Source organism: Bombilactobacillus sp. ESL1097, from assembly GCF_058107205.1.
The window spans coordinates 184,067-209,569 of record NZ_JBYLUB010000001.1 but is presented as its reverse complement, the minus strand read 5'-3'; the positions used below and the strand labels follow the sequence as shown (position 1 = coordinate 209,569).

Here is a 25,503-nt window from a genome sequence, read left to right as displayed (position 1 = left end):
GCGTATACTATTTACGTTTTTGATTAATTGGAGGAGGACGATCATGTTTGAAGATTTAGACCCTGATCGTAAAAAATTTATTAGCTGGCCCGTAGTCGCTTTAATGGATTTTGTGACAGTCATCGGCTTTGATGATATTATTTATAACTTTCAAAACCAAGGCTTAGCCGTGGTGACTACTTGGATTTTAATGTTATTTGTTTTTGTCGTCCCTTACGAGATGATTGTGGGACATCTAGGATCCGTCTTTAGCCATGATGGTGGCGGCATGACTTCTTGGGTTCGTCATACTAGTGGCGATCTCTGGGGTTATATCTGTGCCTGGACTTATTGGGTCTCAGGTTTGCCTTATATCGTAGATGTTGCTAACTCAATGGTTGTTTCATTTGGCTGGTTGATTTTTGGTAACAACTCACTATCTAACAAAATGAGTAATGCCATGTTTGCTTTATTAACTGCCGTTATCTTTACCATCTTTATTTTCTTGGAACACCGCTTTAAAAATTCCCTGCAGTTCTTCAGTATTATTGGTGGGGGCGCGATGTTTATTATGACGGTTTTATATGTCATCATGACCTTTGTCTATTTAGGACACGGTGGTGCCCCACATACCCAACCATTTACTTGGAAGTCCTTTTTACCGCATGTCGATATGAAATACTTAGGATCATTTGCGTTAATTATTTTTGCCATGAACGGGAGTGAATTTGCGGCTCCTTATGTAACCGAAATGAAAAACGGCAAAAAAGACTTTCCTAAAGCCATGTGGATGTTAGCGATTATGACCGGCTTCTTAACCGTGCTGGGTTCATTTTCACTAGGAATTTTCTTCAATGCCCATCACTTACCGAATGATCTAAAAATGAACGGTTCTTATTATGCTTTTCAAAAAATGGGCGCTGAATTTGGCTTAGGTAAGTTCTTCTTATACGCCTTTGCAATTACCCAAGCCATTTATATGATGGCCCAATTGGCTGTGTTATTAGATGCGGGCACGCGCATGTTCTTATCCGATACGGCGAAAAAATATTTACCAAAGAGCTTAACTAAATTAGATAGTCGGGGCTTACCGATCAACGGCTATTGGTTAACGACTGGTATCTGTACTTTTATTATGGTCGCCAGCGCTACCTTGCCGAATATGAATTCTATTTTTAATCAACTCTTAAATCTGAACGGTATTGTTTCTCCGTATACTACATGTTTTCTCTTTTCTTCATTTATATTAGTGCGCCTGCACGATAAAAAGTACCCTTCCGATTTTGTCTTTATTAAAAATAATAAATTAGCTGTTGCGGTAGGGATCTGGTGTTTTGCCATCACCTTTGGTTTTGCGACACTTGGCATTTGGCCCGTTGATGAAAAACCGGGTACTGCCACGTTCTATCAGGTTTTAGCTTTAAATATTATTGAGCCCTTGGTCATGCTAGTAATCGGTGCCATTTTACCAATGATTGCCCGCCATCAACAAAAAAAGGCTTTGGAATAATTTTTACTATTAAAAAAAGACTGACTAACATCAGTCTTTTTTTAGTTATAACTAGTAGAACTTCAATATACACCATGAGCTATCTTAGCTAAAATAGATAATATTAAGATTAGTTTTTGAAATCATCAGCCCACTTTCTTAAATTACAGGAGGTCTATTATGCAGCAACTAATACCCGTTATTCTGATCGGTGTCAGCCAATTTCAAAGTGATTTTTCCAGTTCGATGGCCGAATTAAAGCAATTAACTTTGGCGGCCAACTTAAAACCGCAAGCTCAACTGACCCAAAATATGGCCCAAATTAATCATCAAACTTACTTTGGTCAAGGAAAAATTCAAGAACTTATTCAATTAGCTCACCGCAAAGCTATTCAGTTAATCATTGTTAATGATGAACTCACCCCGGCTCAGTTACGCAATCTGGAAAAATTGACGCAGTTAAATTTTTTAGACCGAACAGAATTAATTCTCCAGATTTTTAATCAACGAGCTCATAGCCGCCAAGCTCAACTCCAGGTAAAAATTGCCCAGCTGCAATACCAATTGCCACGTATTCACCCCTCTGGCAATCCATTAGATCAACAACGTGGTGGTGGTTTAGCTAACCGTGGCACCGGTGAAAGCCAATTAGAATTAAACCGCCGGACCATTCAACAACAAATTACCCAACTCCAACACGAGCTTCAACATCTGCACACCGCACTACAAGTTCAAAGCCAGCGCCAACAACAATCGCGCCTGCCTAAAGTGGCACTGGTAGGTTATACCAATGCTGGTAAATCAACCACTTTAAATGCCATTTTAGATTATGTTCAACAACAAACGACTAAACAGGTTTTAGTCAAAGACCAATTATTTGCCACGTTAGATACAGCCGTGCGGGAAATTAAATTACCGCGACAAACTAATTTTTTATTATCTGACACCGTCGGCTTTGTCAGTAAACTGCCCCATAACTTAATTGAAGCTTTTAAATCAACCTTAGCTCAAGCTCAAGATGCCGACTTATTGGTACAGGTCATTGATGCCGCTGATGTTCACCATGAACAAATGGTCCAAATTACAGAACAAACCTTACAAGCCATTGGCATCAACCAAAAGCCCATGATCTACGCATATAACAAGCTAGATCTAGTCACATCGAAGACCAACGCCGTGACTATGAATCGCAATACCATTCGTTATAGCGCTCAAAATCCGGCCGATATTGGGCAATTGTTACAATTGATTGAACAATTTTTGACGGAGCAGTACCAAACTATTGCTGTGCTGATTCCCTACACTAACGGCAAAATGGATAATTATATCCAAACACAGCTCACCATTATCGATAAATACTTCACCACAACTGGGACCTACTACCAACTCAAAGTCGCGCCCGCAGCAAAAAAACTTCTCCAAAAATTCAGATTACCTAGTGCCCAAAAGCCGGCCCCTCTGAGTTAATTTTTACGCTTTGAACTAAAATCGCACATTACTCAAATAATCAAATTGCTCTGCTGCACTCCCTCGACTATTGGCAAATTAATTCTTATTGCCCGCTTCCACTTCAAAATCTTTAATTTTTTTAATAGTAATTCGCTATGTAAACAGTGCTTTTTTGATATTCATTAATCTATCATCATTTTATATAATTTATTTTTAATATCACTATTTACTTTTAGATTATTAGTCGGTACACTTTGAATAATCTTTTAGTAAGGAAGTGATGTTGATGAAGTTTAATAAAATGCTTTTAGTAAGTAGCACTTGTTTATTAGCTGGTAGTTTATTAGCTGGTTGTCATTCTCAGAATCAGTCTCAAACTAGTTCCAATAGTACAGTTAAATTTATGGCTAAAGATGTCATTGCCACGATGGATCCCTCTTTAAATACCGATGTGATTGGTTCCCAAAACCAAGGTAATACGATGGAAGGATTATATCGCTATCATGGCAAGCAATTAGAACCCGCCATGGCCACGAAAATTGTGACCCCGACCAATAACGGTTTAACCTATACTTTTCCTTTAAGGAAAAATGCCAAATGGTCCAATGGTCAACCCGTAACTGCCCAAGATTTTGTCTATGCCTGGCAAAGAACGGTCAATCCCAAAACCAAATCCCAATATGCTTATGCTTTTGAGAATATTGTCAACGCCAAGGACATTTCCGCGGGCAAAAAAGCCGTAACCACCATGGGCGTGAAAGCCTTAAATCGGCATACATTACAAGTTCAACTGAATCAACCGGTTCCTTATTTTAGTCAATTAATGACAACTCATGCTTTTTTACCTCAAAATCAAAAAAACAATGCCAAGTGGGGCAAAAAATATGGCACCAGCTCCAAAACGTTAGTGTTTAACGGGCCGTATAAATTAATCAATTGGAGTAGTCCCGATACTACTTGGACTGAAGTGAAAAATAATCAATATTGGAATGCTTCCGCTGTTAAAGTTAAAAAATTACAATACCAAGTGGTCAAAGATCCCTCAACCGCGTTAAATCTTTATCAATCCAAGAAATTAGACGATGTGGTTTTAGGTGGCGACACAGCCAAGCAAATGCGTAAAGATAAATCCTATAATATTGTGAAATTAAACGCGACTTTCTATATCCAAACTAATCAAAGAAAAGACCCGCTGTTTAAAAATGCCAAAATTCGCCAAGCCTTATCTTTGAGTCTGGATCGCCCCCAGCTCACTAAACAAATTTTAGGTGATGGTAGTTTTCCGGTTTCGTCAGTCACTCCCAAGCAAATGGCCTATAACCCCAACAATAAACAGCAAGATTTTGTGCAAGCTACTAATAAATCGGGACAAAAATATACCACGTACAATCCGACTTTAGCCAAAAAATTATGGCGTCAAGGTTTAGCTGAAAGTGGTCAAACTAATAAAAAATTCACTTGGACCTTGTTAGGTGATGATACTGATGGTTCCAAAAAGCAAGGCGAGTTCTTACAAAACCAATTAGAAAAATTGCCGGGCGTCAAAATTAATTTGAATAACGTTCCCTTCAAAAGTCGCTTAAGCAAAACCGATGCAGGTGATTTTGATTTAGTTGTAACTGGTTGGAGTGCTGATTATCCCGATCCAATTAATTTCTTAACACTGTTCACTAGCGATGCCAGCAACAATGATGGTCACTGGAACAATAGTAGCTATGACAATCTCGTCAATAAGAGTTTAACCACTGATTCCAACAACGCCACCAAACGTTGGCAGGATATGGTCCAAGCTCAAGATATTTTAAATGAACAACAGGCTGTCTTACCGTTGTACCAAAAAGGTGAAGCTCACTTGACGAGCTCACGTTTAAAGGATGTGCAATACGACCCGGCTGGTAAATGTGATGTGTTAACTTTAAAGATTAAATAACTACTGAACTATTTTCTCATGACATTTAAATGTTTATTAGTAAGTTTATTCGACTTATTAATAAGCATTTTTTTGATTGAAGCTAGATTAGTTGGCCCATGAGCAATTTTTAAGATTACCCGTTTACTTTTAATCTTAAACATTGTAAACTTAACTAAATGCTTATGAATGAGGAGAGGTTTTTATGAAGTTAAAACAAGTGTTAGTTGCTAGCACAACAGCACTCGTTAGTATCGGTGTTTTAGCTGGTTGTGGCTCTTCCAAATCAGCTGCACCTTCTGATACTGTACGAATTATGCGTAAAGATGTGATCGCCACCATGGATTCTTCCATGAATACTGACGTCATTGGTGCCCAAGCACTAACTGATACAATGGATGGTTTATATCGCTACCATGGTAAAGATGTGAAACCAGCGATTGCTACTAAGGTAGTTAAGCCAACTAACAATGGTCTAACCTATACTTTCCCATTACGTAAAAATGTTAAATGGTCCAATGGTGATCCTGTAACTGCCAACGATTTTGTCTATGCTTGGCAAAGAACAGTTAACCCTAAGACTAAGTCGCAATATGCTTATATCTATGAAGGTATTGCCAACGCCAAAGCTATTACTGATGGCAAAAAGCCGGTTAATTCCTTGGGCGTTAAAGCTTTAGACAAGCATACCTTGCAAGTTAATTTAGAAAAACCAATTCCTTATTTTAATGAATTAATGACTTCATCAACTTTCTTCCCACAGGATAAAAAGGTTGTTAATAAATGGGGTAAGAAATACGGTACTAGTTCTAAAACGCTAGTCTTTAACGGACCTTATACTTTGAAGAAATGGAACGGTCCAGACAATACTTGGAATGAAGTTAAGAATCCGAACTATTGGGATGCTAAACGCGTTAAGGTTAAAAAGCTGCAATACCAAGTAGTTAAAGATCCTTCCACTGCGTTAAACTTATACCAATCGAATAAACTTGACGATGTGACCTTAACTGGCGATACTGCTAAGCAAATGAAGAATTCTAAGGGCTTTAATGTTAAGAAAATGAATGCTACTTTCTACATGCAGATGAACCAAAAGAAAGATCCCGTCTTTAAGAACCAAAAAATTCGGCAAGCTTTAGCAATGTCGATTGATCGTAAGCAACTAACTAACAAAATTTTAGGCGACGGTAGTGTGCCACTATTATCCACTACTCCTTCGGATATGTCTTATGATCCCGCTAATAAATCACAAGACTTTGTCAGTGAAACCAAACAAAGTGCCAAAACTGCTGAATACAATCCTACCAAAGCTAAACAGCTCTGGAAGCAAGGTTTAGCCGAAACTGGCAATACTGGTAAGAAGTTCAACTTGACTTTATTAGGTGATGATACTGATTCTGCCAAAAAACAAGGTGAGTTCTTACAGAATGCCTTTGAAAAACTACCTGGTGTTAAAGTTACCCTGAATAACGTGCCATTTAAGAGTCGTTTAACTCGTTCTACGAATGGTGACTTCGATTTAGTCGTAACTGCTTGGAATGCCGATTATCCTGATCCATCGAACTTCTTAACCCTCTTTAACACTGGCGCAAGTAACAACGATGGCAATTGGAGTAATAGTCAGTACGATAACTTAGTCAATAAGAGCTTAACTGACGATGCCAATAATGCCACTGCACGGTGGAATGACATGAAGCAAGCTCAGGATATTCTGAATAAAGAACAAGGAATTATCCCACTATATCAAACTGGTGAAGCCCATATGACCCGCTCAAATGTGCAAAACTTGAATTATGGTCCATCAGGTAGCTACGATACAGCTTCACTTCGTGTTCATAAAAAATAGCAATTATTAATTCATGAAAACGGAGTTACAGGTAACGCTGGAACTCTGTTTTTGTTTTATATCAAAGGAGTTGGTGACATTGACCAAATATATACTCAAGCGTCTTGGTTACATGCTTTTAACACTATTTATTGTTGCTAGTGTGACCTTCTTCATGATGAAATTGATGCCTGGGACGCCCTTTTCAAATCAAGATAAACTCTCAGCAGCACAATTAAAAATCATGAACGAACAATACGGTTTAAATAAACCCATTTGGCAACAATATTTAATTTATATTGTTAACTTATTACACGGTGATTTTGGAACCTCGTTCCAATTTAATAATCAACCTGTACTCTCTTTAATCATGACCCGCTTAAAGCCTTCCATGTTGATTGGGGCACAAGCCATGATTATTGGTTCACTCCTTGGTATTTTATTGGGAGCCATTGCTGCGATTAACAAAAATAACTGGATTGATAGTTTAGCTACTTTTGTTTCCATTGTGGGCATTTCAATTCCAAGTTTCGTCTTAGGTGTTTTGTTACAGTTCTTCATTGCCTTTAAATGGCATCTATTGCCCATCGCGTTGTGGAACGGTTGGCAGTCTAGTATCTTACCGTCTCTAGCATTAGCCGTTTCGCCGTTGGCCCAAACCGCGCGCTTTATGCGGACGGAAATGGTTGATGTCTTAAATAGTGATTATATTGAATTATCCAAAGCTAAGGGAAATACCCGCTGGCAAACCGTGGTTAAACATACTCTGCGGAACTCTTTAATTCCAGTTATCACAATTTTAGGACCGTTAACTGCTAATATCTTAACTGGTTCTTTGGTGGTTGAAAACATTTTCTCCATTCCTGGTATTGGGGAACAATTCGTCAAGTCAATCATGACCAACGATTATCCCACGATCATGGGCTTAACAATTTTTTACTCCATCATGTTCATGGTAATGTTATTAATTACTGATATTTTATATAGTATTATCGATCCACGTATTCGCTTAACTAATAGTAAGGGGGCTAACTAATGGCTGATCTCAAAATCACAGCTGATAGTTTTGAAAAACTCAGTAGTGACCAAACTCAAAATCAGGAAAAAATTAGCGCACCTTCATTAACTTTTTTCCAAGATGCCGTGCGGCGTTTAAGAAAGGATAAAGTCGCGGTCGTTTCGTTTATTGTTTTAGTCTTAATTGCGGTCGTAGCTTTTTGTGCTCCGATTCTTTCACCAAGAGACCCGAACGCGCAAAATCCCGATTACGCCAATTTACCACCCCGTATTGCCAATACCAATATTCCGGGTTTTCGTGGAGAAATTAAGAATGCTGCTGGCATTAAAACTAATCCTTATGAAACCAACAATGTGCCGAAGAATCGGACTTACATTCTAGGGACTGATTATCTTGGACGTGATTTATTCTCACGAATCCTTTATGGAACACGTTTATCACTAATTATTGCGGTGGTTGCTACCTTGGTCGACTTATTAATTGGTCTACCTTACGGGATTATTTCCGGTTGGAAAGGTGGGACGGTGGACTTAGTTCTGCAACGCATTATCGAAATTATTTCTTCCGTGCCTAACTTAATCATTGTTATCTTGCTGTTATTAGTCTTAAAACCGGGACTTTCTTCGATTATCATCGCGATTGCCTTTAGTAGTTGGGTCACGATGGCGCGACTCATTCGAGCGCAAACTTTACAGTTAAAAGAAGAAGAATATATTTTGGCTTCGTTAACTTTGGGTGAATCACCCTTCAAAATTGCGATGAAGCATTTAATTCCTAATTTATCTTCAACAATCATTATTCAAACGATGTTTTCCATTCCCAATGCCATCTTCTTTGAAGCTTTCCTCAGTTTCATCGGAATTGGGATTCCCGCTCCAAACGCTTCATTGGGTACCTTATTATCTGATGGTCAAAAAGCTTTCCGGTTCTTACCATATCAAATGTGGTACCCCGCTTTAGTCCTTTGTATTTTAATGATTGCCTTTAATTTATTTGCTGATGGCTTACGCGACGCGTTTGATCCAAAATCAGAATAAGGAGGTTGACATAATGGCGAATAATATTCTAGAAGTTAAACATTTACAAATTGATTTTAAAACTTTTGCCGGTACTGTGAAGGCTATTCGAGATGTCAGCTTTACTTTACGCAAGGGTGAAACGCTCGCCATCGTTGGTGAATCCGGTTCCGGTAAGTCCGTTACTACCAGAAGTATCATGGGTTTGTTAGCTTCTAACGCCCAAATTACCAATGGGGAAATTTTATATAAAGGTAACGATTTACTCAAAGAATCAGAAAAACAAATGGATCATCATCGCGGAAATGACATTTCAATGATTTTCCAAGATCCGATGACTTCGTTAGATCCAACAATGCCGATTGGTAAACAAGTAGCAGAACCACTGCGAATTCACGGCAAAATTTCCAAAGAAAAGGCGCTCAAACGTGCCCAAGAAGTTCTTGAATTAGTCGGTATTCCGAATGCGAAAGAACGGATGAAAGATTATCCCCACCAATTTTCTGGTGGCCAACGGCAAAGAATTGTGATTGCTATTGCCATTGTCAATTATCCCGAAATCTTAATTGCTGACGAACCGACCACGGCCTTAGATGTTACCGTGCAAGCCCAGATTATTGATTTAATGCGCGAACTACAAGAAAAGCTCGAGACTTCAATTATTTTTATTACGCATGACTTAGGTGTGGTGGCCGGTATTGCCGATCGCGTGGCTGTGATGTATGCTGGCAAAATTATTGAATACGGCACAGTTGATGAAATCTTTTATCAACCAAAACACCCTTATACTTGGGGGTTATTAAGTTCAATGCCTACGTTAGATACTAAAGGCACTAAACTATCATCCATTCCGGGAACACCACCGGACTTATTGGATCCACCCAAAGGCGACGCTTTTGCCCCCCGGAATCCGTATGCTATGAAAATTGATGTGGAAGCTCAACCACCATTCTTTAAAGTCAGCGATACACATTATGCGGCTACGTGGTTATTGCACCCCGATGCACCGAAAGTTGAGCCCCCTGCTGCTATTGTCAAACGCGCACAGGAATATGATCATTTACTCCACAATGGTCAAATAACTGATCCCATTGAGGGAGGAACCAATTAATGAGTGACAAGAAAAAGATCGTTCAAGTTCAACATTTAAAACAGTATTTTAGTCCTGGTAAGCCTAATGAAGTCCGGGCGGTTGACGATATTAGTTTTGACATTTATGAAGGTGAAACCTTCGGCTTAGTCGGTGAATCTGGTTCCGGTAAAAGTACTACCGGTCGCAGTATTATCCGCTTATACAATCCGACTGCCGGCAAAATTTTGTTTGACGGTCAAGATGTAAGTCAAATAAAAAATCATAGTGCTGAAATGTTAAATTTTCGGCGTGAAATGCAAATGATTTTCCAAGATCCATATGCTTCCTTAGACCCGCGGATGAAAGTAAAAGATATTATTGCTGAAGGTTTAGACATTCACCACCTCGTTAAAAATGACCAAGAACGTGATCAACGTGTTAACGATTTGCTCAAAATCGTAGGTTTAAATCCTGATCATGCAACTCGTTACCCGCATGAATTCTCGGGTGGGCAACGCCAGCGGATCGGCATTGCGCGCGCTTTGGCTGTTGATCCTCAGTTTATTATTGCTGACGAACCAATTTCTGCGTTGGATGTTTCCATTCAAGCACAGGTAGTTAACTTAATGAAAGACATTCAAAATCGCAGTAATTTAACTTACCTCTTCATTGCCCACGATTTATCAATGGTTAAATATATTAGTGACCGCATTGCCGTAATGCATCAAGGCAAGTTAATGGAAATGGGTGATGCTGAAGAAGTTTATAATCACCCATTGCATCCTTATACTAAGAGCTTACTGTCCGCGGTGCCTACGCCAGATCCCGAATTAGAGCGGCAGCGCACCCGAATTGCTTATGATGCTTCCATTGAAGATAGTAATCCGGATCACCAACGTAAATTACGCGAGATCACTCCTGGACATTCTGTTTTTTGTACTGAAGAAGAAATTACTCACTATCAACAATTAGCTGCACAACAACAAGCATAAAAGCTGCTACCACAGCAAATAAGCCATGAACTCAATTAGTTCATGGCTTATTTTGATGGAATAACAACCATCAATGTTTTGGCGACAGCAGATTGAAGCAACAGCAAGCGATGATTAAAACAACAATACATAAAGCAAACAGCCAGTGGTAACTTAACTGGCCAATAATGACCGCACCAAAAATGGGACCCAATGCTTTACCGGCGGCTGTAAACATTTGCACGCGCCCTTGAAAATAGCCACTCATGGCCGTAGGCGTTTTGGCAGCTACCCAACTTGAGATACCGGGATATAACAGAATTTCGCCTAAAGTTAAAATCCCCATCGCAATAAAATAACCCACATACTGGCGATTACTCAATAAGAAAACAAAGGAACCAATAAAAAGCACCAAGCCAACATTTAATCGCGCCCTTAAATGCTGCATCAAAAACTTGTCAAAATGCGTAATAAATGGTTGGCAGATCACAATCACAATTGCGTTAAAAGTCCAGAGTAAACTATAATCTTTGACTTGATAACCTTGACCAACCATAAAAGTGGATAGATTACTTTGCCATTGTGTATAGACCAGCCACGCACACAAAACCGTAATTAACGCGCCCACGATTTTACCGAAGTAGCCTTGCTGACGTTGTTGTACGACTTTAGTACCAGCAGTTTGTGTAGCAGGAGTAATTTGAATCCGATAAAAACAAAAAACCACTATTAAAAAGATAATCTGAATCAAAACTGCGGCCAAAAAAACTGTCGCAATACCCAATGGTAAGATATAGCCCACAATGGCTGTGCCAATCACAATGCCAAGATTTAACATGAAATAGGTGGCATTAAACACGTAACTAGCCGCCCGTTTGGTGACATGCGTCGCCAAGGAATTTTCACAAGTGGCGGAAATTCCATTCGCAAAACCAGACAATGTAATTAAAATTGCGTAACTGGGCCAACCATGCCAAATCACCAAGCATCCTAAAGCCACAATATTGAGACTGACCCCTAACAAAATCGTATAGTACGGATCCCAATGATCAAATAAATGGCCTCCTAATACATTCCCTGCCATCGTAGCAACTTGATTAATACATAAGACCACCGCAGCTGTAACCAAACTTTGATGTAGAGTTTCATGCATATAAATAGTGTTCAAAGGCCAAATAAAACTCATGGCGATACTCGTGATTAGCGTCCCCAATAATAGCCACTTTAAATCAATGGTTTGCGTTCGTTTCATAACTTACTCCTATTTATAAAGTTGGTTGTTGCTGTAATAACTGTTGATATTCCGGTAATAATTGTACTCCCAAACCAATTTTTTGTGGCACCTGTAACTGGCCCTGATTAAACAATAAACTCGTCGTATAATCATGCTCATAATAGCGACTGTTGGCCGATAAATCACCCGGAAAATTAAAATTGGCTAAGCTAGCGAGTGCTAAATTAGCGGCCCGACCAATCCCACCTTCTAACATACCGCCACACCACATTAGAAATTTTCGTTGCGTTTGCGCTGGAATTAACTGCAAAACTGGGGTAATGCCCCCCATCACTGCTAATTTAACACTAACGATTTGACATTGTTGCAGTGCCACGGAGGTCAAAGCACTGCGAACATCCTCAATCGGTTCATCAAAACACAGCGGTGTTTGCATTTGTTGTTGTAGGTCAGCACTTTGTTGGAATTCACTGGGTGCAAACGGATCTTCAATAAAGGTTAATTTTAATTGATCGATTTCATGCGCTAAGCTTTTTGTCCACCGCAAACTGCCATTAGCGTCCAACGTTAAATTAAAATCGGGCATGCTTTGGCGTAATTGTTGAATACGCTGTAAATCTTGATTACCATTGACCTTGATTTTAATTCGGGTATAACCAGCTTGGAGTGCCTTATTCACAGCAGTGCGCGTTGCCGCTAAATCCTGCAAGCCGACACTAATGCCTACCGGTACTTGTTTTTTATATGGTAAGCCACTAATATCCGCCAAGACCGCGGCCAAACTTTGGTGCCGTCTTTGTGCAAATAAGTCCCACATTGCCATATCTAGAGCGGCTTTCGCAAAGTTATTAGCTTTGACTGCTTGTAACTTATGCCACATTTGCTTAGGATCACTAAATTCTTGGTTCTTAATTAACGGCCATAAAAATTGCTGTAAAACACTTACGGCCATGGCTTGGGTTTGTGCGGTATAAAATGGGGTTTGAAAAGCCTCAATTTCCCCATAACCCCAATTGCCTTGTTCATCAGCTAATGCCACTAAGGTGACGGGGCGTTTTTGCATGGTTTCATGTGCGGAAACAAACGGTTTCTTTAATGTTAAAGTTAATGGTAATAATTTTAACTGCTTAAGTTGCATCGGCTAAACTCCGTAAAATCATTCGGTAAATCTTAGGCTGCTCTAAATGCACATTATGTCCGGCCTGTGCCACTACGTAACGTTGAACTCGTGGTAGTCGTTGCGCCATTTGTTGCGTTATTTTCCGAAACTTTGCATCTTGCGCTCCAGTAATCAACGTTACTGGTAAGGATAATTGAACCAATTGAGGCCAAAAATTCGGCATTGCCCCCGTTCCCATCCCTAATAAACTGGCTGCTAAAGCTTTGGGATCTTGAGTTAAACGTTGTTGTCGAATCTGAGCTTGTAATTGGGCTGGCAACTGCCGTTGGGAAGCAAACAATGGTAGTTGCTCCCACTGGTTAACAAATTCGACTAACGGTCGCGTTTGTAATTGATGCGCTAACAGAGCATCATGCGCCCGCCGGGCTGTTTGTTGGTCAACAGTTTTTAGTCCTGCGGTACTACTTTCTAAAATCAAATTTAATAACCGTTTGGGATAAGCGAAAGCATACCCTAATGCCAAGCGGCCACCCATTGAATAACCTACAAGATTAATTGGTTGATAACCCAGTAATTGCTGCAATAACTGCTCTAAAACTTGCACTTGTTGTTCCATGGCATAAGTGGAGGCAGTGTAAACTTTGGAAGTTTGCCCATGACCTAATAAATCAATATACCAACTCGTCCCCGGCAATTGTGCTCCAATACGCGCAAAATCGGCACCACTTCCCATAAAACCGTGCAAAAATACCCAATGAGGCGTTGCTTGCCCCGTTTTAGTAACATAAAAAGTTTGCTGTGCTATTTTAATTTTCATGAAAGTCTTGCTCCCAAAAAGTAGCCACGGCCGCTTTAATTTGACCATCAATTTGTGTCAATAACGGACGCTTAGTCGTAACTTCAATAATGGTCAAACCCGTCTGCTCTTGTGCCAGCAATTGTGCCAATTCGCTTTGCTTGTGTGCGCGATAATATTGACCACCAAATAACTGCGCTACATCGGCAATTTGATAATTTAAAGGAGTGCCAAAAACTTTTTCAAATTGTGTGGGCTCTTGCGCTTGTGGCAAAAAGGAAAAAATGCCGCCCCCCTGATTATTTTGCACAATGATTGTTAGTTGTAGTTTTTCTTGGCGCGCCATCATTAAGCCGGTTAGGTCATGGAAAAAGGCCAAATCACCAATGTATAAGTATGAATTTTTTGACCGCTGACTAGCCATCCCTAACGCGGTCGAATTGATCCCATCAATTCCGTTTGCACCTCGATTAGCTAACACTAACTGTGGCTTGGTGGGAGCAAAATAATCATCAATTTCCCGAATTGGCATGGAATTGCTGACAAACAAAGCGGAATCCGCTGGGAGATTCTGCCCTAAGGTCCAAGCAATTTGCGGTTCCGTTAATGTCGTCGACGAAGTAACAGCTTGCGTTATAACTTGACGCAGTCGGCGATCAAGTTGTTGCCATTGAGCCAACCAAGCACTTGGACTGGGTGGTAATTGTAAAGCAGGCAATAATTGCTGTGGCGCTAAGGCGATTGCGATGATCGTATTTAACGTATGGTCTAATTGAGCGCGATTAGCATCTAAATAGACTACCGGAATGGTCGTTTTTGCCAGCCAGTCACTTAAGGCGGCAGAAACTGGTGTTGCTCCCAAGCGAAGAATTACCTCTGGCTTTAGGTCAGCAGGCCAAGAATTCGCTTGTTGAAACAACCAATCGCCAGTAGTTAAGACCGCTTCCTGTCCTCGCAAGCAACTCAAAGGATCCGCAATAATCGGCCAATTCATCGTGTGCGCAAATTCCAGGACACTAGCAGTAGCTTGTTGCGTCCCCACCTGCGGGCCCGCAAGAATGAGGCCTTTTTTATTGCGTAACAAATCCTGAACTTGCTGAATTAATTGTGGACTGGCTACTTGGCCCTGCCATTGTTGGGCTACTGACAGCTGGGCAGTTGGTAATTCTTGTGCGGTCGCGGGCAACAAGGGCTTGCGCAACGGTAAGTTAAGGTGTACAGGCCCTTGGGGTGTTTGTAAAGCTAATTGCACAGCTTTTTGGGCAATATAACTAAAATATTTTTGGGCCTGGGTAGGTAAAGTTGCTTGAGGCGTTGGTAGTTGGTAAAAGGCCTTGACTTGTTGACCGTAAAGACGTTCTTGAGTCAACGTCTGTGGCGCACCAACTTGTTGCAATTCTGGAGGCCGATCGGTCGTCAAAATTAATAAGGGAATATTGCTGGCCTGGGCTTCACAAATTGCTGGATAATAATTAGCCGCAGCCGTGCCTGAAGTACAGACTAATAACACCGCCTGTTTTTTAGTTTTGGCAATGCCCAACGCCAGAAAAGCCGCCGAACGTTCATCAACATCTATGTGTAACGTTAACCGTTTTAAATCTGCGAGTTTACCTAATAAAATCGCCACCGGCGTCGAACGTGAACCCGGTGATAAAACAACTTCGGTAATCCCGTTGGACAAAAAAGTTTCTAAAAATGGTGCTAATTGTTGTGTTAAATAATTTTCACCAATGGTCATTGTGATTACTTCCTTCAATAATTTTACGAATTAATCCGCATTTAATTTTGTAAAGCTTGATATAGTGATTGTAATTTCAGCCCCGTCTCTTTTTGCTCTGAAACAGCCTGGGAATCAGCTACAATCCCCGCTCCAGCAAAGAAAGCCAATTGCTGATCTTTGATTAAAGCGCTCCGAATACCAACCGCAAATTCGCCGGTTTGTTGAGCGGATAAATAACCAATGGGGGCCCCAAATAAACCACGAGCATGGGGTTCCAACTGCCTGATTAATTCTACCGCTAATTGTTGGGGCATCCCGCCTAAGGCGGGCGTTGGATGCAATTGTGCAATAATCGACCACGGTTGAACTAGGCCGCGACCTGTAATCGGGGTGTACAAATGTTGCAAATTAGCAGTAGTTAAGATTTCTGGCGTCGCTGGTGCTTGCACCGTCAGTTGCGCTTGCTGTAAAACTCGTTTAATCCCTTGAACTACTATATCATGCTCTTGGCGGTTTTTGGCATCATGTAATAATTCGTGGGCCAATTGTGTTGCCTTTTGTTGATCAACATCATTGGCAATCGTACCAGCCACTGCACCGGTTTGTACCATCTGCGCTTGGAAACTAGCTAACCGCTCCGGCGTAATACTAATAAAACTAGCTCCTGGCACACTTAATAAAATATGATATCCTGGTTGCTTTTGACTCAAATAAAGCCAAACTGCTACCCAGTTGGTAGCCGCACATTGAGCCGTAGCCTGTCGTGCTAAAACTACCTTTTGTAATTGTGTTTGCTTAATTTGTGCTACTGCTGTTGCTACGGCAGTTGACCATTGATCCACTGCCTGCTCTCGATAATTAACTAATTGTACCGCCTGGGGTGCCAAGTTCGGTAACTGCAAAATAGTGTTAATAATTTCGTTTAACTTGGTTTCATCCGTGGCAATTACTGTTAACTGCCATTGTTGAGCTGTTTGAAAAAAACTGACTGCTGGGATGAAGGCAATTCCGTTTTGTAAAGCGCCCCAAGTTGAGTTCCGGGGATCTTTCGGATCAAACAAAAAACTACCAACTAATTTAACATCTTCCCAACTACTAGAAGGTGTTAACTGTAACGTCGTGTGAGCTTCTTGTAATAAATTTTGTGCTGCACCCATAGTAATTGGTTGGGAACTCTTAGCCTGCAAAACGCTACCAGCCGTAAATAATTGTTGCGTGCGCGGCGGATTTTCCCACAAAAAAATTTGGGTCTGCTGCGCCAACCACTGCAAAATTTGGGAACGTTGAATTTCAGGCGGTAAAACTGTTGTATATACTTTTAATTGTGTCATGGATTGCTTCTCTTTTCTATCATACAATACTGCGACAAAAACCGGTTAAAAGTTGAGGATTAACCTAACCTAAAAGCTTAAGTCGGTCTTTGACTTGAGTTTTTAGGTGTAGTTAAACGCAAACTTTTGGTTTTTGGAGCGCTAATAAACACACTGCGACAAGTGTCGCTTAAAAGCCGCGGACTAACCTAGAATAAACAATTAAGTTGCGGTTTTTAACTTGATTATTTATTCGTAGTTAGACACAGGCTTTTGACACTTGGAGCGCCAGATCAATACTGCGACCAGCAGCGCTTAGAAGTTGAGTATAGCCTAGATAAAGGACTTAAGTTTTGCTTTGTAAACTTGAAGACTTATTCGTAGCTAAACGCAGACTTCTGCTGTTTGGAGCGCTAATAAACACACTGTGACAAAGGCTGTTCAGAAACTGAGCACTAACCTAGACTAAGACTAAAGTTTCTTGCCTTTGGAGCGCTGGATCAATATTACGACAAAAGCTAAGAACTAATAAACACACTGCACTTCATATCGCTTAACGACCAAATATTTTTACACAATAAAAAAACCAGCTACAATTGCCGCTGGTTAACTTAATTATTTATTGAATTGGTTTTAGTTAATTGCCCGCACACCAAATGATGGATAGAAGTAACCAGAAATTGTGGAAACTTGAACACCTTGACCAGGTTGTGGAGCATGAATGTATTGATTATTACCAATGTATAAACCAACATGATAAGAATTACCTTGTGAACCCCAGAAAACTAAGTCACCAGGTTGTAAATCATTTACAGAAACCTTCGGACCAGCACTTTCTTGCGCTACTGTGTAACCACCAATATCGACACCTAAAGCTTGTTTAAAGACGTAATACATTAAACCGGAGCAATCAAAGGAATTTGGTCCTTTAGCGCCCCAAACGTAAGGCTTACCGCCTTGAATTTGTGCCATGTTAATTACTTTTTGAACTTTCGCATTCCGGGCTTCTGTCATGTCTGTAACATCATTAGCTGGAATCCAATCATTTTGACCTAAGTTATACCATTGACCATCAGCACTAATTTGTGTCACAGCCCAAGAAGATCCGTTCGAAACATATTGTCCAGTTAAAGTGCCAGCATTATTTGGTTGGCTCCGCAAACCGACTTGATTGTTGCTAGTAACAGTCACGCCATCACCAACATTAGCAGCTTGTGCGTCTTGATTATGACTTAAAAATGTAGAAGTAGAAATACCAATAACACCTGCAGCAATTAAACTAAGAAAATGTTTTTTAGAAATCATGAAAATTGTTCGCCTCCGAGAATAAGTAACAAGTTATTTTTACGAGAATTGATTTGAATTTAATTTGGAAATAACTTAACAATCAAAATAGTACACTTCTTACATTGCAATCATGTTACAAACAAACAAACAAACCGTTACAAATCCCGAATTTTATGACATCTTTGTAATCAATTGATCAATGGTCTGCTTTAATTGGGGCCAAGCATCATTAGTCAAAACCAGCGCTGTACCTTTTAAAGCCTTCGGCAGTTGCAAGTCACGCGCAAATTCTTGACTGGTTAACCGCTGGTGAATCGCTGCCGTTTGATCTCCACGCTGCAACAGCCGTTGCTGTAAAACTTGCCGATCAGCAGTTATAAACCAAATGACTACTTGCTGGGGATAAGCTTTTAAATACGTTAAAGCACCTTTAGTGTCTAAAACGATACTAACTATCTCAGCTTTCGCAAAAGCCCGCTGTAAGCCCTGGCGCGAAGAGCCATATTGATGGTGAGCATATGTAACTTGTTCTAGATAATCATTTAAGAGAAAACTCTGGGGCGTCTCAAAATAGTAATCCACACCATTTTGCTCGTTAACGCGTTGCGGACGCGTCGTATGCGTTACAACACTCGGAATTTGGTATGCTTGCGTCAAATAATGACTGACGGTCGTCTTACCTACACCGCTCGCACCGGTAATAACAATAATCTTTTTCATTAATTTACTCCTTTTCAATTGTTCAATTAAAGAACCCAGGCCCAAAGTAAGCCTTATTTTTATCGTTTCAACTTCCAATTAACGACCGGATAATCCTTCTTTGGCAACTATCTGTGGTAAGATAGTACTTAAGAATTCTACCGACCAGGAATTCTGGTAGCTCTATCTTTTTAAGCTACTGTTGCTTGATAGTGCTCAACCTTTGGCGTACAGTCTTTCCAAGAATTTTACCAAAATGGGAAAACACCAAGCATGGTGCACTATCAATGGTCCCCGTTTAAACTCAAAACCAACTCCACGTTTAATTAGTCTAGGAGGAACTACACATGAAAATTGCCAATATTAAAGTCGGCGACAAATTACAAGGTTCAGTCGAAGAAGATTTAGAAAAGCCCTTCGTTGGCACGGTTGAAAAGATCTATACCAATGCCGTTTTATTAGATATTGAAGACTTTGATCCACAAGATAGTGATAACGTCGTTGAACTGAACCATAAAATTGTGATTAATGCTCAAAATTTGAAAAAGCTGCCCAAAAAAGCAGCTAAATAAATAACCATAAGAAAAGTTCCTCAATTTGACTCATAAATAGTCATTGAGGAACTTTTTTAATCCAATGTTTTAACAAAAGTGGTTCCAGGAATACGAATCAATGCATAATCCGTCGCGACATTACCGGCATGAACGCCTAAGCCGTTGCGCCAGTTATTCTTATAATGAGCCACCATCATCATCACATATGCTTGCTGATATTTTTGATCATAGCGTTTCGTATTTGGCCACGGATAGTTCTTCGCGTTTAAACTAGCTGATTGATTACCATCTAAAACTGAGGCATTATTGCCCGGAATACTGTACTTAGCTCCTTGGACCCAATAATTATAATACTTAACCGTTTTTTTATTGTCTGCTGACTTAACTTCTACATAATAACCTTGACCATTCTTGGTCTGCATCACTAGAGGTTTAACCGTATAGCTCAATTGAACGCGCTGTGTATCTTTCACATCAACTTTATCTAAAAAAGTCATATAAAACATAAAGCCCACTAACACAAAAGCGCCAATAAACTCACAAAAATCCCAGCAGACATTGCCTAATGAGTGGTGCTTGCGGTGCACGACAATCATTTTTAAATGACGGCGTCGAATATCAAAGATAATCACCGCTACCAAACAAAAAACAATTAACCACGCGCCAACCCCTAATAAATTCCAGTTTAATTGCATCCTGCTTTCTCCAAACTCCAGATAAATTTAATTAGATTTATTATAGCTCACTTTCACACTGACTGCACTGTCCAAGTCTAGTGAAAACCTTCCGACCTACGTAACTGTCATCAGCGTAATTGAAAAAAACTTAATAAAAAAATTACTTGACTTATGCAGCGAACAAATGTTTTTTATTTTTTTCTTACCCAAAATCCAAGCCTGGCAACCACACTATCATGTGGTTCGATTTCGAATCAAACACAATATATTGTATTTTGACTAGTAGGGTTTTATAATTGGGCTCAGTTATTCCGATCAAAAGTTCCGCAGCAACAACTGGTTAACTAATGCCAGTACAACTCAACTGTGAAACTTTTAATCGAAAATTGATCGGTGCGCACTACCGTGATTTTTTCATCATTAAGGAGGTTTTTTCATGAATCAATCAGTAAAGATTTTTACCAAAGATGGCTGTATGCAATGTAAAATGACCAAACGTTTTTTGAATGATCACCAAATTCAATTTGAAGAACATAACATTAATCAACAACCTCAGGCCTTAACTTACCTCAAACAGCAAGGATTTCAAAGCGTCCCCGTCGTAGTCACGAATAATCAGCCCCCGATCATTGGTTTTCGCCCGAGTGAATTGAAAGCACTGGTGCAATAATGCAAATTGCTTACTATACAATTACTGGTCAAACCCGCCGTTTTATTCAAAAAGTTAAGCTACCTGCTTACGAGATTAATGATGCTAATCCTTATCACGTCATGAACGGTCCGTACTTGTTAGCTGTGCCCGCTTATGATGACAATATGATGGATGCGGTCATTGACTTTTTAGGTTTTCAAAATAATGCCCAACAATTAGTCGGTGTCGTCGGCAGTGGTAATCGCAACTTCAATGAACTCTACATTCATACTGCCAAAGATATCGCTGCTGGCTTAGGTGTCCCCGTTGTTTTCGATTATGAATTTAACGGCACCGCGGCCGATGTTAAAAATTTCAGGAAAGTAGTGGAGCAACTTGAGTCTAAACAACATTGATATCGCTAAAGTTAATTACTTTAAACTAAATAACGAATTAAATATTCCGGTTAACGGACAGATCCCTTTAGATCGTGACCAAGCCGCACTCCAGGCTTTCTGGCAAGAAAATGTTCAACCTAATCTGAAAATGGAACCAGATATATTAAGCCAGTTACAAAAGTTAGTGCAAGCTGATTATTTAGAAGCAGCTTTTTTAAAGCAATACTCGCCAGCTTTTATTAAAGAACTTTACCAATATTTACTGCAACAACATTTTCAGTTTAAATCCTTTATGGCTGCTTACAAATTTTACAATCAGTATGCGTTAAAAACCAACGATGGTGCCTACTATCTAGAAAATTATGAACTCCGGGTGTTAAATAATGCTTTATATTTTGCAGACGGTGATGAGCAACTCGCACACCAATTAGCTGATGAAATGATTCATCAACGTTATCAGCCCGCCACGCCTTCGTTTTTAAATGCGGGTAAAAAGCGCCGCGGCGAGTTTGTTTCGTGCTTTTTAATCCAAATAACTGACGACATGAATTCCATCGGTCGTAACATCAACAGTGCATTACAATTGTCGCGTATTGGCGGCGGTGTGGGTATTACCTTGTCTAATTTGCGAGAAGCTGGCGCCCCCATCAAAGGGGTTGAAGGTGTTTCGAGCGGTGTTTTACCCGTGATGAAATTATTGGAAGATAGTTTTAGTTACAGTAATCAATTAGGGCAGCGTCAAGGAGCAGGAGCTGTTTATCTCAACGTTTTTCATCCCGATATTTTAGACTTTTTATCTGCTAAAAAAGAAAATGCGGACGAAAAAATCCGTGTCAAAACCCTCTCCTTAGGCATTATTGTCCCTGATAAATTTTATGAATTAGTGCGCCAAGACGCGCCAATGTATTTATTCAGTCCTTACAGTGTGGAACGTGAATACCACCAGCCCTTTTCTTACGTTGACATTACTCAAGAGTATGACAAGTTAGTGGCTAATCCCAAAATCAAAAAATATCAGATTAGAGCACGTGATTTGGAGCTAGAAATTAGTAAATTACAACAAGAATCTGGCTATCCTTATATTCTAAATATTGATACCGCCAATCGCCACAATCCGGTAGCGGGCAAAATTATTATGAGTAACCTGTGCTCCGAAGTTCAACAAGTCCAAACACCATCTTTATTAAATGACAAACAAGACTACGTGCAATTGGGACAAGATGTCAGTTGTAATCTTGGTTCAACGAATATTCCCCAATTAATGACTAGTCCAGACTTTGGTCAATCCGTGCGCGTCATGACCCGTGCTTTGACTTTTGTCTCCGATCATTCACAAATTGACGCCGTACCGTCGATTAAACACGGTAACGAGCTGAACCACGCCATCGGCTTAGGGGCGATGGGGTTGCATACTTTCTTAGCAACTCACCAGATTGAGTATGGCTCACCACAAGCCCTCGAATTTACCAGCGTTTATTTTATGCTCTTAAATTATTGGACTTTGGTCGAAAGCAATCAGATTGCCCGTGAACGACACAGTATGTTTCACGATTTTGCCAAATCCAAGTACGCTGACGGTTCTTATTTTGCGAAATATACGCAGCGCTCCTTTGCACCGCAAGATCCCCAGGTGCAAGCTTTATTTAAAGATATTTTTATTCCTACTCAAAAAGACTGGCAATTATTACAACATAAAGTCCAAGCGACTGGTTTGTACAATGCCTACCGCTTAGCCGTGGCTCCTACGGGTTCAATTTCTTATATTGATGATACTAGTGCCAGTTTGCAACCAATTACCTGGTTAGTGGAAGAACGCCAAGAAAAAAAGAACGGCAAATTATATTTTCCAGCACCACATCTGACTAACGATACTATTCCTTACTATCGTTCTGCCTATGATACCGATATGCGCAAAGTCATCGACACCTACGCCGCTGCGCAAGAGCATGTCGATCAGGGCTTAAGTCTCACTTTGTTTATTCGTTCCAGCATTCCGGAAGGTATGTACGAATGGAAAACGCCCGCTGAGGAGAATAAACAAACCACCAGAGATTTAACTATTTTGCGTAATTACGCCTATTACAAAGGGATTAAATCACTTTATTACGTGCGTACCTTTACCGATGATAACTCAGAAATTGGCGTAAATGAATGTGAAAGCTGTTCAATCTAACAAGTTGTGACAAGAAGCGTTTAACAGTTGAGTATAGCCTAGATAAAGGACTTAAGTTTTGGTTTTTAAACTTGAGAACTTTATCGTAGCTAGACGCAAACTGCTGCTTCTGGGAACACAATTTAACCAAGTTGTGAGCAAAACCTGGTAAAAGACGTAGGCTAACCTAGATTAAACTTTTAAGTTTTGGTTTGAACTTGAAAGTTTAATTGTAGTTAGACATAGGCTTTTAGTTTTGCGAACACAATTAACAAGTTGTGGCAAAGAGCGTTTAAAAGACGAAAAGTTAACCTAAGCCACTAAAAAGTCTGCATTTGACTTTTTTAGTGGATGTAGTTAGATAGAGTCTTTTGCTCTTTGGAACACAATTTAACCAAGTTGTGACAAGAAGCGCTTAGCAGCTGCGGATAATCTGCCAAATTAAGTACTATGCTGAGATTCTCTGGAACTATTATTCTAAGAAGGGATTTATTATGGCGAAAACATATTATCAAGCAATTAATTGGAACCAAATTGAAGACCAAGTTGATAAGGCCACTTGGGAAAAATTAACCGAACAATTTTGGTTGGATACGCGCATTCCGCTATCCAATGATCGTGATGACTGGCGTGAATTAAGTGCTGTAGAACATACTGTCGTCGGTCATGTTTTTGGTGGTTTGACTTTACTGGATACCTTACAATCACAAGATGGAGCTGCCGTTTTACGACAAGATGCGCGCACTCCCGAAGAAATTGCTGTTTTCAACAATATTCAGTTTATGGAATCAGTTCATGCTAAAAGTTACTCATCAATCTTTAGTACGTTAAATACTGCCGAAGAAATTGAAGAAATTTTTGATTGGACGAATCATAATGAATTTTTGCAAAAAAAGGCCTACATCATTAATAATTTGTACCAAAACGGTGATCCTCTGCAAAAGAAAGTCGCATCCGTCTTTTTAGAAACTTTTCTCTTCTACTCTGGCTTTTATACACCGCTTTACTATCTCGGTAATAATAAGTTGACCAATGTGGCCGAAATTATTAAACTGATTATCCGCGATGAATCTGTGCATGGTACTTATATCGGCTACAAGTTCCAGCTAGGCTTTCAAGAATTATCCCAAGCAGAGCAAAGTAAGTTCCAAGATTGGATGTATGATTTACTGTATCAACTGTACGATAATGAAGAAAAGTATACTGCTCAACTCTATGATGAAATTGGCTGGACCCAGGAAGTTAACTGTTTCTTACGCTATAATGCCAACAAAGCTTTAATGAACCTTGGCCAAAACCCCTTGTTTGCGGACGGTAATGCAGAAAATGTAAACCCAATTGTAATGAATGGGATTTCTACCGGCACTAATAATCACGACTTCTTTTCCCAAGTCGGCAATGGCTATCTTTTAGGCAAAGTCGCCGCAATGAAAGATTCTGATTACGAAATCGGACGCAATTAAAATTGTCATAAGAAACTACCGACTTATACTTTTGACGCATATAAAGAGAAAATGTTCGTATTAATACGAGCATTTTTTTATTTCTGCTTTCCACCATATCGCAGAGCAAAAGATGATTAATTTAAAAAATTTCCACCCCGTAACTGAACAAATTTTCAACATACAAGAAATAAAACCAAATATAAAATAATCAATTATTGCGTAATTAATTATTTGTCAAAATTATTTTGATAATTTTGACTGCTTTTAAAAAAGGTACAATAATTCATAAACGATTGAACATTGAACTATGATAGCGCTTTAGTTATAATGAGTTTGCTAACAAGGAGGTTAACAAAATGACTTTAATTACTCATCCAGCTATTCAAACCATCAAAGTAGAACAAATTCTCAATGCTTTATGTGAACCCCTACGTTTACAAATTATTGCATCATTAAAGCAAAATGGTGAAACCCCTTGCTGTGAGTTCGACTATTTAGGTAAAAAAAATAATCTCTCACATCATTTAAAAGTCCTCCGTGAAAATGGTTTAATTCACGTGCGCATCGACGGCCGACAACGCTTCATTAGTTTGCGCAAATCTGAATTAGAACAAAAATTTCCTCATTTAATTGATACTATTATCTATAGCTACTTATGTAATATTTAAAGTAATCGAAAAAGAGAAGTCCTCAAAAGTTAGACACTTTTAAGCACTTCTCTTTTTTTGTTGCCAGTATTAATCAATCGTTCA

At 39.7% G+C, this 25,503-nt stretch carries 22 protein-coding genes; 14 read left to right on the top strand and 8 right to left on the bottom strand.

Annotation, left to right across the window (positions count from 1 at the left end; translation table 11 throughout):
* Positions 1–43 precede the first annotated feature (43 nt).
* From AC3B6D_RS00910 to AC3B6D_RS00875, 8 genes are all read left to right on the top strand, one after another.
* Positions 44–1,489: an APC family permease gene (locus AC3B6D_RS00910; RefSeq protein WP_489757037.1), complete on the top strand. Its 1,446-nt coding sequence runs from the start codon at positions 44–46 to the stop codon at positions 1,487–1,489.
* A gap of 159 nt (positions 1,490–1,648) precedes the next feature.
* Entirely contained in the window at positions 1,649–2,935 is a 1,287-nt protein-coding gene (hflX, locus tag AC3B6D_RS00905) for a GTPase HflX (RefSeq protein ID WP_489774711.1), read from the top strand.
* 268 nt (positions 2,936–3,203) lie between these two features.
* Positions 3,204–4,847, top strand: a complete 1,644-nt coding sequence (locus AC3B6D_RS00900; RefSeq protein WP_489774710.1) for a peptide ABC transporter substrate-binding protein — start codon at positions 3,204–3,206, stop codon at positions 4,845–4,847.
* A 184-nt stretch (positions 4,848–5,031) separates the two neighbouring features.
* Positions 5,032–6,672: a peptide ABC transporter substrate-binding protein gene (locus AC3B6D_RS00895; protein WP_489774709.1), complete on the top strand. Its 1,641-nt coding sequence runs from the start codon at positions 5,032–5,034 to the stop codon at positions 6,670–6,672.
* Between the two features lie 79 nt (positions 6,673–6,751).
* Positions 6,752–7,687 (top strand): oligopeptide ABC transporter permease, encoded by a 936-nt coding sequence (gene opp3b / locus AC3B6D_RS00890; protein WP_489757033.1) that lies wholly within the window; start codon positions 6,752–6,754, stop codon positions 7,685–7,687.
* Positions 7,687–8,706 (top strand): ABC transporter permease, encoded by a 1,020-nt coding sequence (locus AC3B6D_RS00885; protein WP_489757032.1) that lies wholly within the window; start codon positions 7,687–7,689, stop codon positions 8,704–8,706. Before opp3b ends, AC3B6D_RS00885 begins: the two co-directional genes overlap by 1 nt.
* A gap of 13 nt (positions 8,707–8,719) precedes the next feature.
* Positions 8,720–9,796, top strand: a complete 1,077-nt coding sequence (locus AC3B6D_RS00880; RefSeq protein WP_489757031.1) for an ABC transporter ATP-binding protein — start codon at positions 8,720–8,722, stop codon at positions 9,794–9,796.
* The gene (locus AC3B6D_RS00875) at positions 9,796–10,749 is read left to right on the top strand and encodes an ABC transporter ATP-binding protein (protein WP_489757030.1); all 954 of its coding nucleotides are present in this window, start codon (positions 9,796–9,798) and stop codon (positions 10,747–10,749) included. The genes AC3B6D_RS00880 and AC3B6D_RS00875 overlap by 1 nt, the downstream gene beginning before the upstream one ends.
* Positions 10,750–10,819: 70 nt before the next feature.
* Here AC3B6D_RS00875 and AC3B6D_RS00870 read toward each other — a convergent pair whose 3' ends face one another.
* The 7 genes from AC3B6D_RS00870 to AC3B6D_RS00840 all read right to left on the bottom strand — a co-directional run bounded on the left by AC3B6D_RS00870 (position 10,820) and on the right by AC3B6D_RS00840 (position 18,915).
* Positions 10,820–11,980 (bottom strand): MFS transporter, encoded by a 1,161-nt coding sequence (locus AC3B6D_RS00870; RefSeq protein WP_489774708.1) that lies wholly within the window; start codon positions 11,978–11,980, stop codon positions 10,820–10,822.
* A gap of 13 nt (positions 11,981–11,993) precedes the next feature.
* Positions 11,994–13,100: an o-succinylbenzoate synthase gene (gene menC, locus AC3B6D_RS00865; protein WP_489774707.1), complete on the bottom strand. Its 1,107-nt coding sequence runs from the start codon at positions 13,098–13,100 to the stop codon at positions 11,994–11,996.
* The gene (menH, locus tag AC3B6D_RS00860; protein WP_489774706.1) at positions 13,090–13,899 is read right to left on the bottom strand and encodes a 2-succinyl-6-hydroxy-2,4-cyclohexadiene-1-carboxylate synthase; all 810 of its coding nucleotides are present in this window, start codon (positions 13,897–13,899) and stop codon (positions 13,090–13,092) included. Before menH ends, menC begins: the two co-directional genes overlap by 11 nt.
* Positions 13,889–15,616, bottom strand: a complete 1,728-nt coding sequence (gene menD / locus AC3B6D_RS00855; RefSeq protein WP_489774705.1) for a 2-succinyl-5-enolpyruvyl-6-hydroxy-3-cyclohexene-1-carboxylic-acid synthase — start codon at positions 15,614–15,616, stop codon at positions 13,889–13,891. The genes menH and menD overlap by 11 nt, the downstream gene beginning before the upstream one ends.
* Positions 15,617–15,657: 41 nt before the next feature.
* A complete protein-coding gene (locus tag AC3B6D_RS00850; RefSeq protein ID WP_489774704.1) occupies positions 15,658–16,929 on the bottom strand; it encodes an isochorismate synthase in 1,272 nt (423 codons plus the stop codon).
* Positions 16,930–17,541: 612 nt separating this feature from the next.
* Positions 17,542–18,213: a C40 family peptidase gene (locus AC3B6D_RS00845; RefSeq protein WP_489769267.1), complete on the bottom strand. Its 672-nt coding sequence runs from the start codon at positions 18,211–18,213 to the stop codon at positions 17,542–17,544.
* 153 nt (positions 18,214–18,366) lie between these two features.
* Positions 18,367–18,915, bottom strand: coding sequence for an AAA family ATPase (locus tag AC3B6D_RS00840; protein ID WP_489757023.1), 549 nt, complete (start codon positions 18,913–18,915; stop codon positions 18,367–18,369).
* 326 nt (positions 18,916–19,241) lie between these two features.
* Between AC3B6D_RS00840 and AC3B6D_RS00835 the strand changes: the two genes are divergently transcribed.
* The gene (locus AC3B6D_RS00835; RefSeq protein ID WP_489757022.1) at positions 19,242–19,466 is read left to right on the top strand and encodes a DUF2187 domain-containing protein; all 225 of its coding nucleotides are present in this window, start codon (positions 19,242–19,244) and stop codon (positions 19,464–19,466) included.
* Positions 19,467–19,522: 56 nt separating this feature from the next.
* Here the strand turns inward: AC3B6D_RS00835 and AC3B6D_RS00830 are convergent, their stop codons facing one another.
* A complete protein-coding gene (locus AC3B6D_RS00830) occupies positions 19,523–20,143 on the bottom strand; it encodes an LVIS_2131 family protein (RefSeq protein ID WP_489757021.1) in 621 nt (206 codons plus the stop codon).
* 418 nt (positions 20,144–20,561) lie between these two features.
* Here AC3B6D_RS00830 and nrdH point away from each other — a divergent pair, with 418 nt between their 5' ends.
* The 5 genes from nrdH to AC3B6D_RS00805 all read left to right on the top strand — a co-directional run bounded on the left by nrdH (position 20,562) and on the right by AC3B6D_RS00805 (position 25,419).
* Positions 20,562–20,795 carry a glutaredoxin-like protein NrdH gene (nrdH, locus tag AC3B6D_RS00825; protein WP_489774703.1) on the top strand — a complete coding sequence of 78 codons (234 nt, stop codon included), beginning with the start codon at positions 20,562–20,564 and terminating at the stop codon, positions 20,793–20,795.
* Entirely contained in the window at positions 20,795–21,172 is a 378-nt protein-coding gene (gene nrdI, locus AC3B6D_RS00820) for a class Ib ribonucleoside-diphosphate reductase assembly flavoprotein NrdI (RefSeq protein ID WP_489769269.1), read from the top strand. The genes nrdH and nrdI overlap by 1 nt, the downstream gene beginning before the upstream one ends.
* Positions 21,153–23,327, top strand: a complete 2,175-nt coding sequence (gene nrdE / locus AC3B6D_RS00815; protein ID WP_489774702.1) for a class 1b ribonucleoside-diphosphate reductase subunit alpha — start codon at positions 21,153–21,155, stop codon at positions 23,325–23,327. Before nrdI ends, nrdE begins: the two co-directional genes overlap by 20 nt.
* A 473-nt stretch (positions 23,328–23,800) precedes the next feature.
* Positions 23,801–24,769 carry a class 1b ribonucleoside-diphosphate reductase subunit beta gene (gene nrdF / locus AC3B6D_RS00810; RefSeq protein ID WP_489774701.1) on the top strand — a complete coding sequence of 323 codons (969 nt, stop codon included), beginning with the start codon at positions 23,801–23,803 and terminating at the stop codon, positions 24,767–24,769.
* A gap of 338 nt (positions 24,770–25,107) precedes the next feature.
* Complete coding sequence (locus AC3B6D_RS00805; RefSeq protein ID WP_489757016.1) at positions 25,108–25,419, top strand: ArsR/SmtB family transcription factor; 312 nt, start codon at positions 25,108–25,110, stop codon at positions 25,417–25,419.
* Positions 25,420–25,503: the final 84 nt, after the last annotated feature.

Coding starts and splice junctions, on each gene's coding strand:
- AC3B6D_RS00910 (WP_489757037.1), top strand. CDS start 44: ATGTTTGAAGATTTAGACCCTGATCGTAAAAAATTTATTAGCTGGCCC.
- hflX (WP_489774711.1), top strand. CDS start 1,649: ATGCAGCAACTAATACCCGTTATTCTGATCGGTGTCAGCCAATTTCAA.
- AC3B6D_RS00900 (WP_489774710.1), top strand. CDS start 3,204: ATGAAGTTTAATAAAATGCTTTTAGTAAGTAGCACTTGTTTATTAGCT.
- AC3B6D_RS00895 (WP_489774709.1), top strand. CDS start 5,032: ATGAAGTTAAAACAAGTGTTAGTTGCTAGCACAACAGCACTCGTTAGT.
- AC3B6D_RS00885 (WP_489757032.1), top strand. CDS start 7,687: ATGGCTGATCTCAAAATCACAGCTGATAGTTTTGAAAAACTCAGTAGT.
- AC3B6D_RS00880 (WP_489757031.1), top strand. CDS start 8,720: ATGGCGAATAATATTCTAGAAGTTAAACATTTACAAATTGATTTTAAA.
- AC3B6D_RS00875 (WP_489757030.1), top strand. CDS start 9,796: ATGAGTGACAAGAAAAAGATCGTTCAAGTTCAACATTTAAAACAGTAT.
- AC3B6D_RS00870 (WP_489774708.1), bottom strand. CDS start 11,980: ATGAAACGAACGCAAACCATTGATTTAAAGTGGCTATTATTGGGGACG.
- menC (WP_489774707.1), bottom strand. CDS start 13,100: ATGCAACTTAAGCAGTTAAAATTATTACCATTAACTTTAACATTAAAG.
- menH (WP_489774706.1), bottom strand. CDS start 13,899: ATGAAAATTAAAATAGCACAGCAAACTTTTTATGTTACTAAAACGGGG.
- menD (WP_489774705.1), bottom strand. CDS start 15,616: ATGACCATTGGTGAAAATTATTTAACACAACAATTAGCACCATTTTTA.
- AC3B6D_RS00850 (WP_489774704.1), bottom strand. CDS start 16,929: ATGACACAATTAAAAGTATATACAACAGTTTTACCGCCTGAAATTCAA.
- AC3B6D_RS00845 (WP_489769267.1), bottom strand. CDS start 18,213: ATGATTTCTAAAAAACATTTTCTTAGTTTAATTGCTGCAGGTGTTATT.
- AC3B6D_RS00840 (WP_489757023.1), bottom strand. CDS start 18,915: ATGAAAAAGATTATTGTTATTACCGGTGCGAGCGGTGTAGGTAAGACG.
- AC3B6D_RS00835 (WP_489757022.1), top strand. CDS start 19,242: ATGAAAATTGCCAATATTAAAGTCGGCGACAAATTACAAGGTTCAGTC.
- AC3B6D_RS00830 (WP_489757021.1), bottom strand. CDS start 20,143: ATGCAATTAAACTGGAATTTATTAGGGGTTGGCGCGTGGTTAATTGTT.
- nrdH (WP_489774703.1), top strand. CDS start 20,562: ATGAATCAATCAGTAAAGATTTTTACCAAAGATGGCTGTATGCAATGT.
- nrdI (WP_489769269.1), top strand. CDS start 20,795: ATGCAAATTGCTTACTATACAATTACTGGTCAAACCCGCCGTTTTATT.
- nrdF (WP_489774701.1), top strand. CDS start 23,801: ATGGCGAAAACATATTATCAAGCAATTAATTGGAACCAAATTGAAGAC.
- AC3B6D_RS00805 (WP_489757016.1), top strand. CDS start 25,108: ATGACTTTAATTACTCATCCAGCTATTCAAACCATCAAAGTAGAACAA.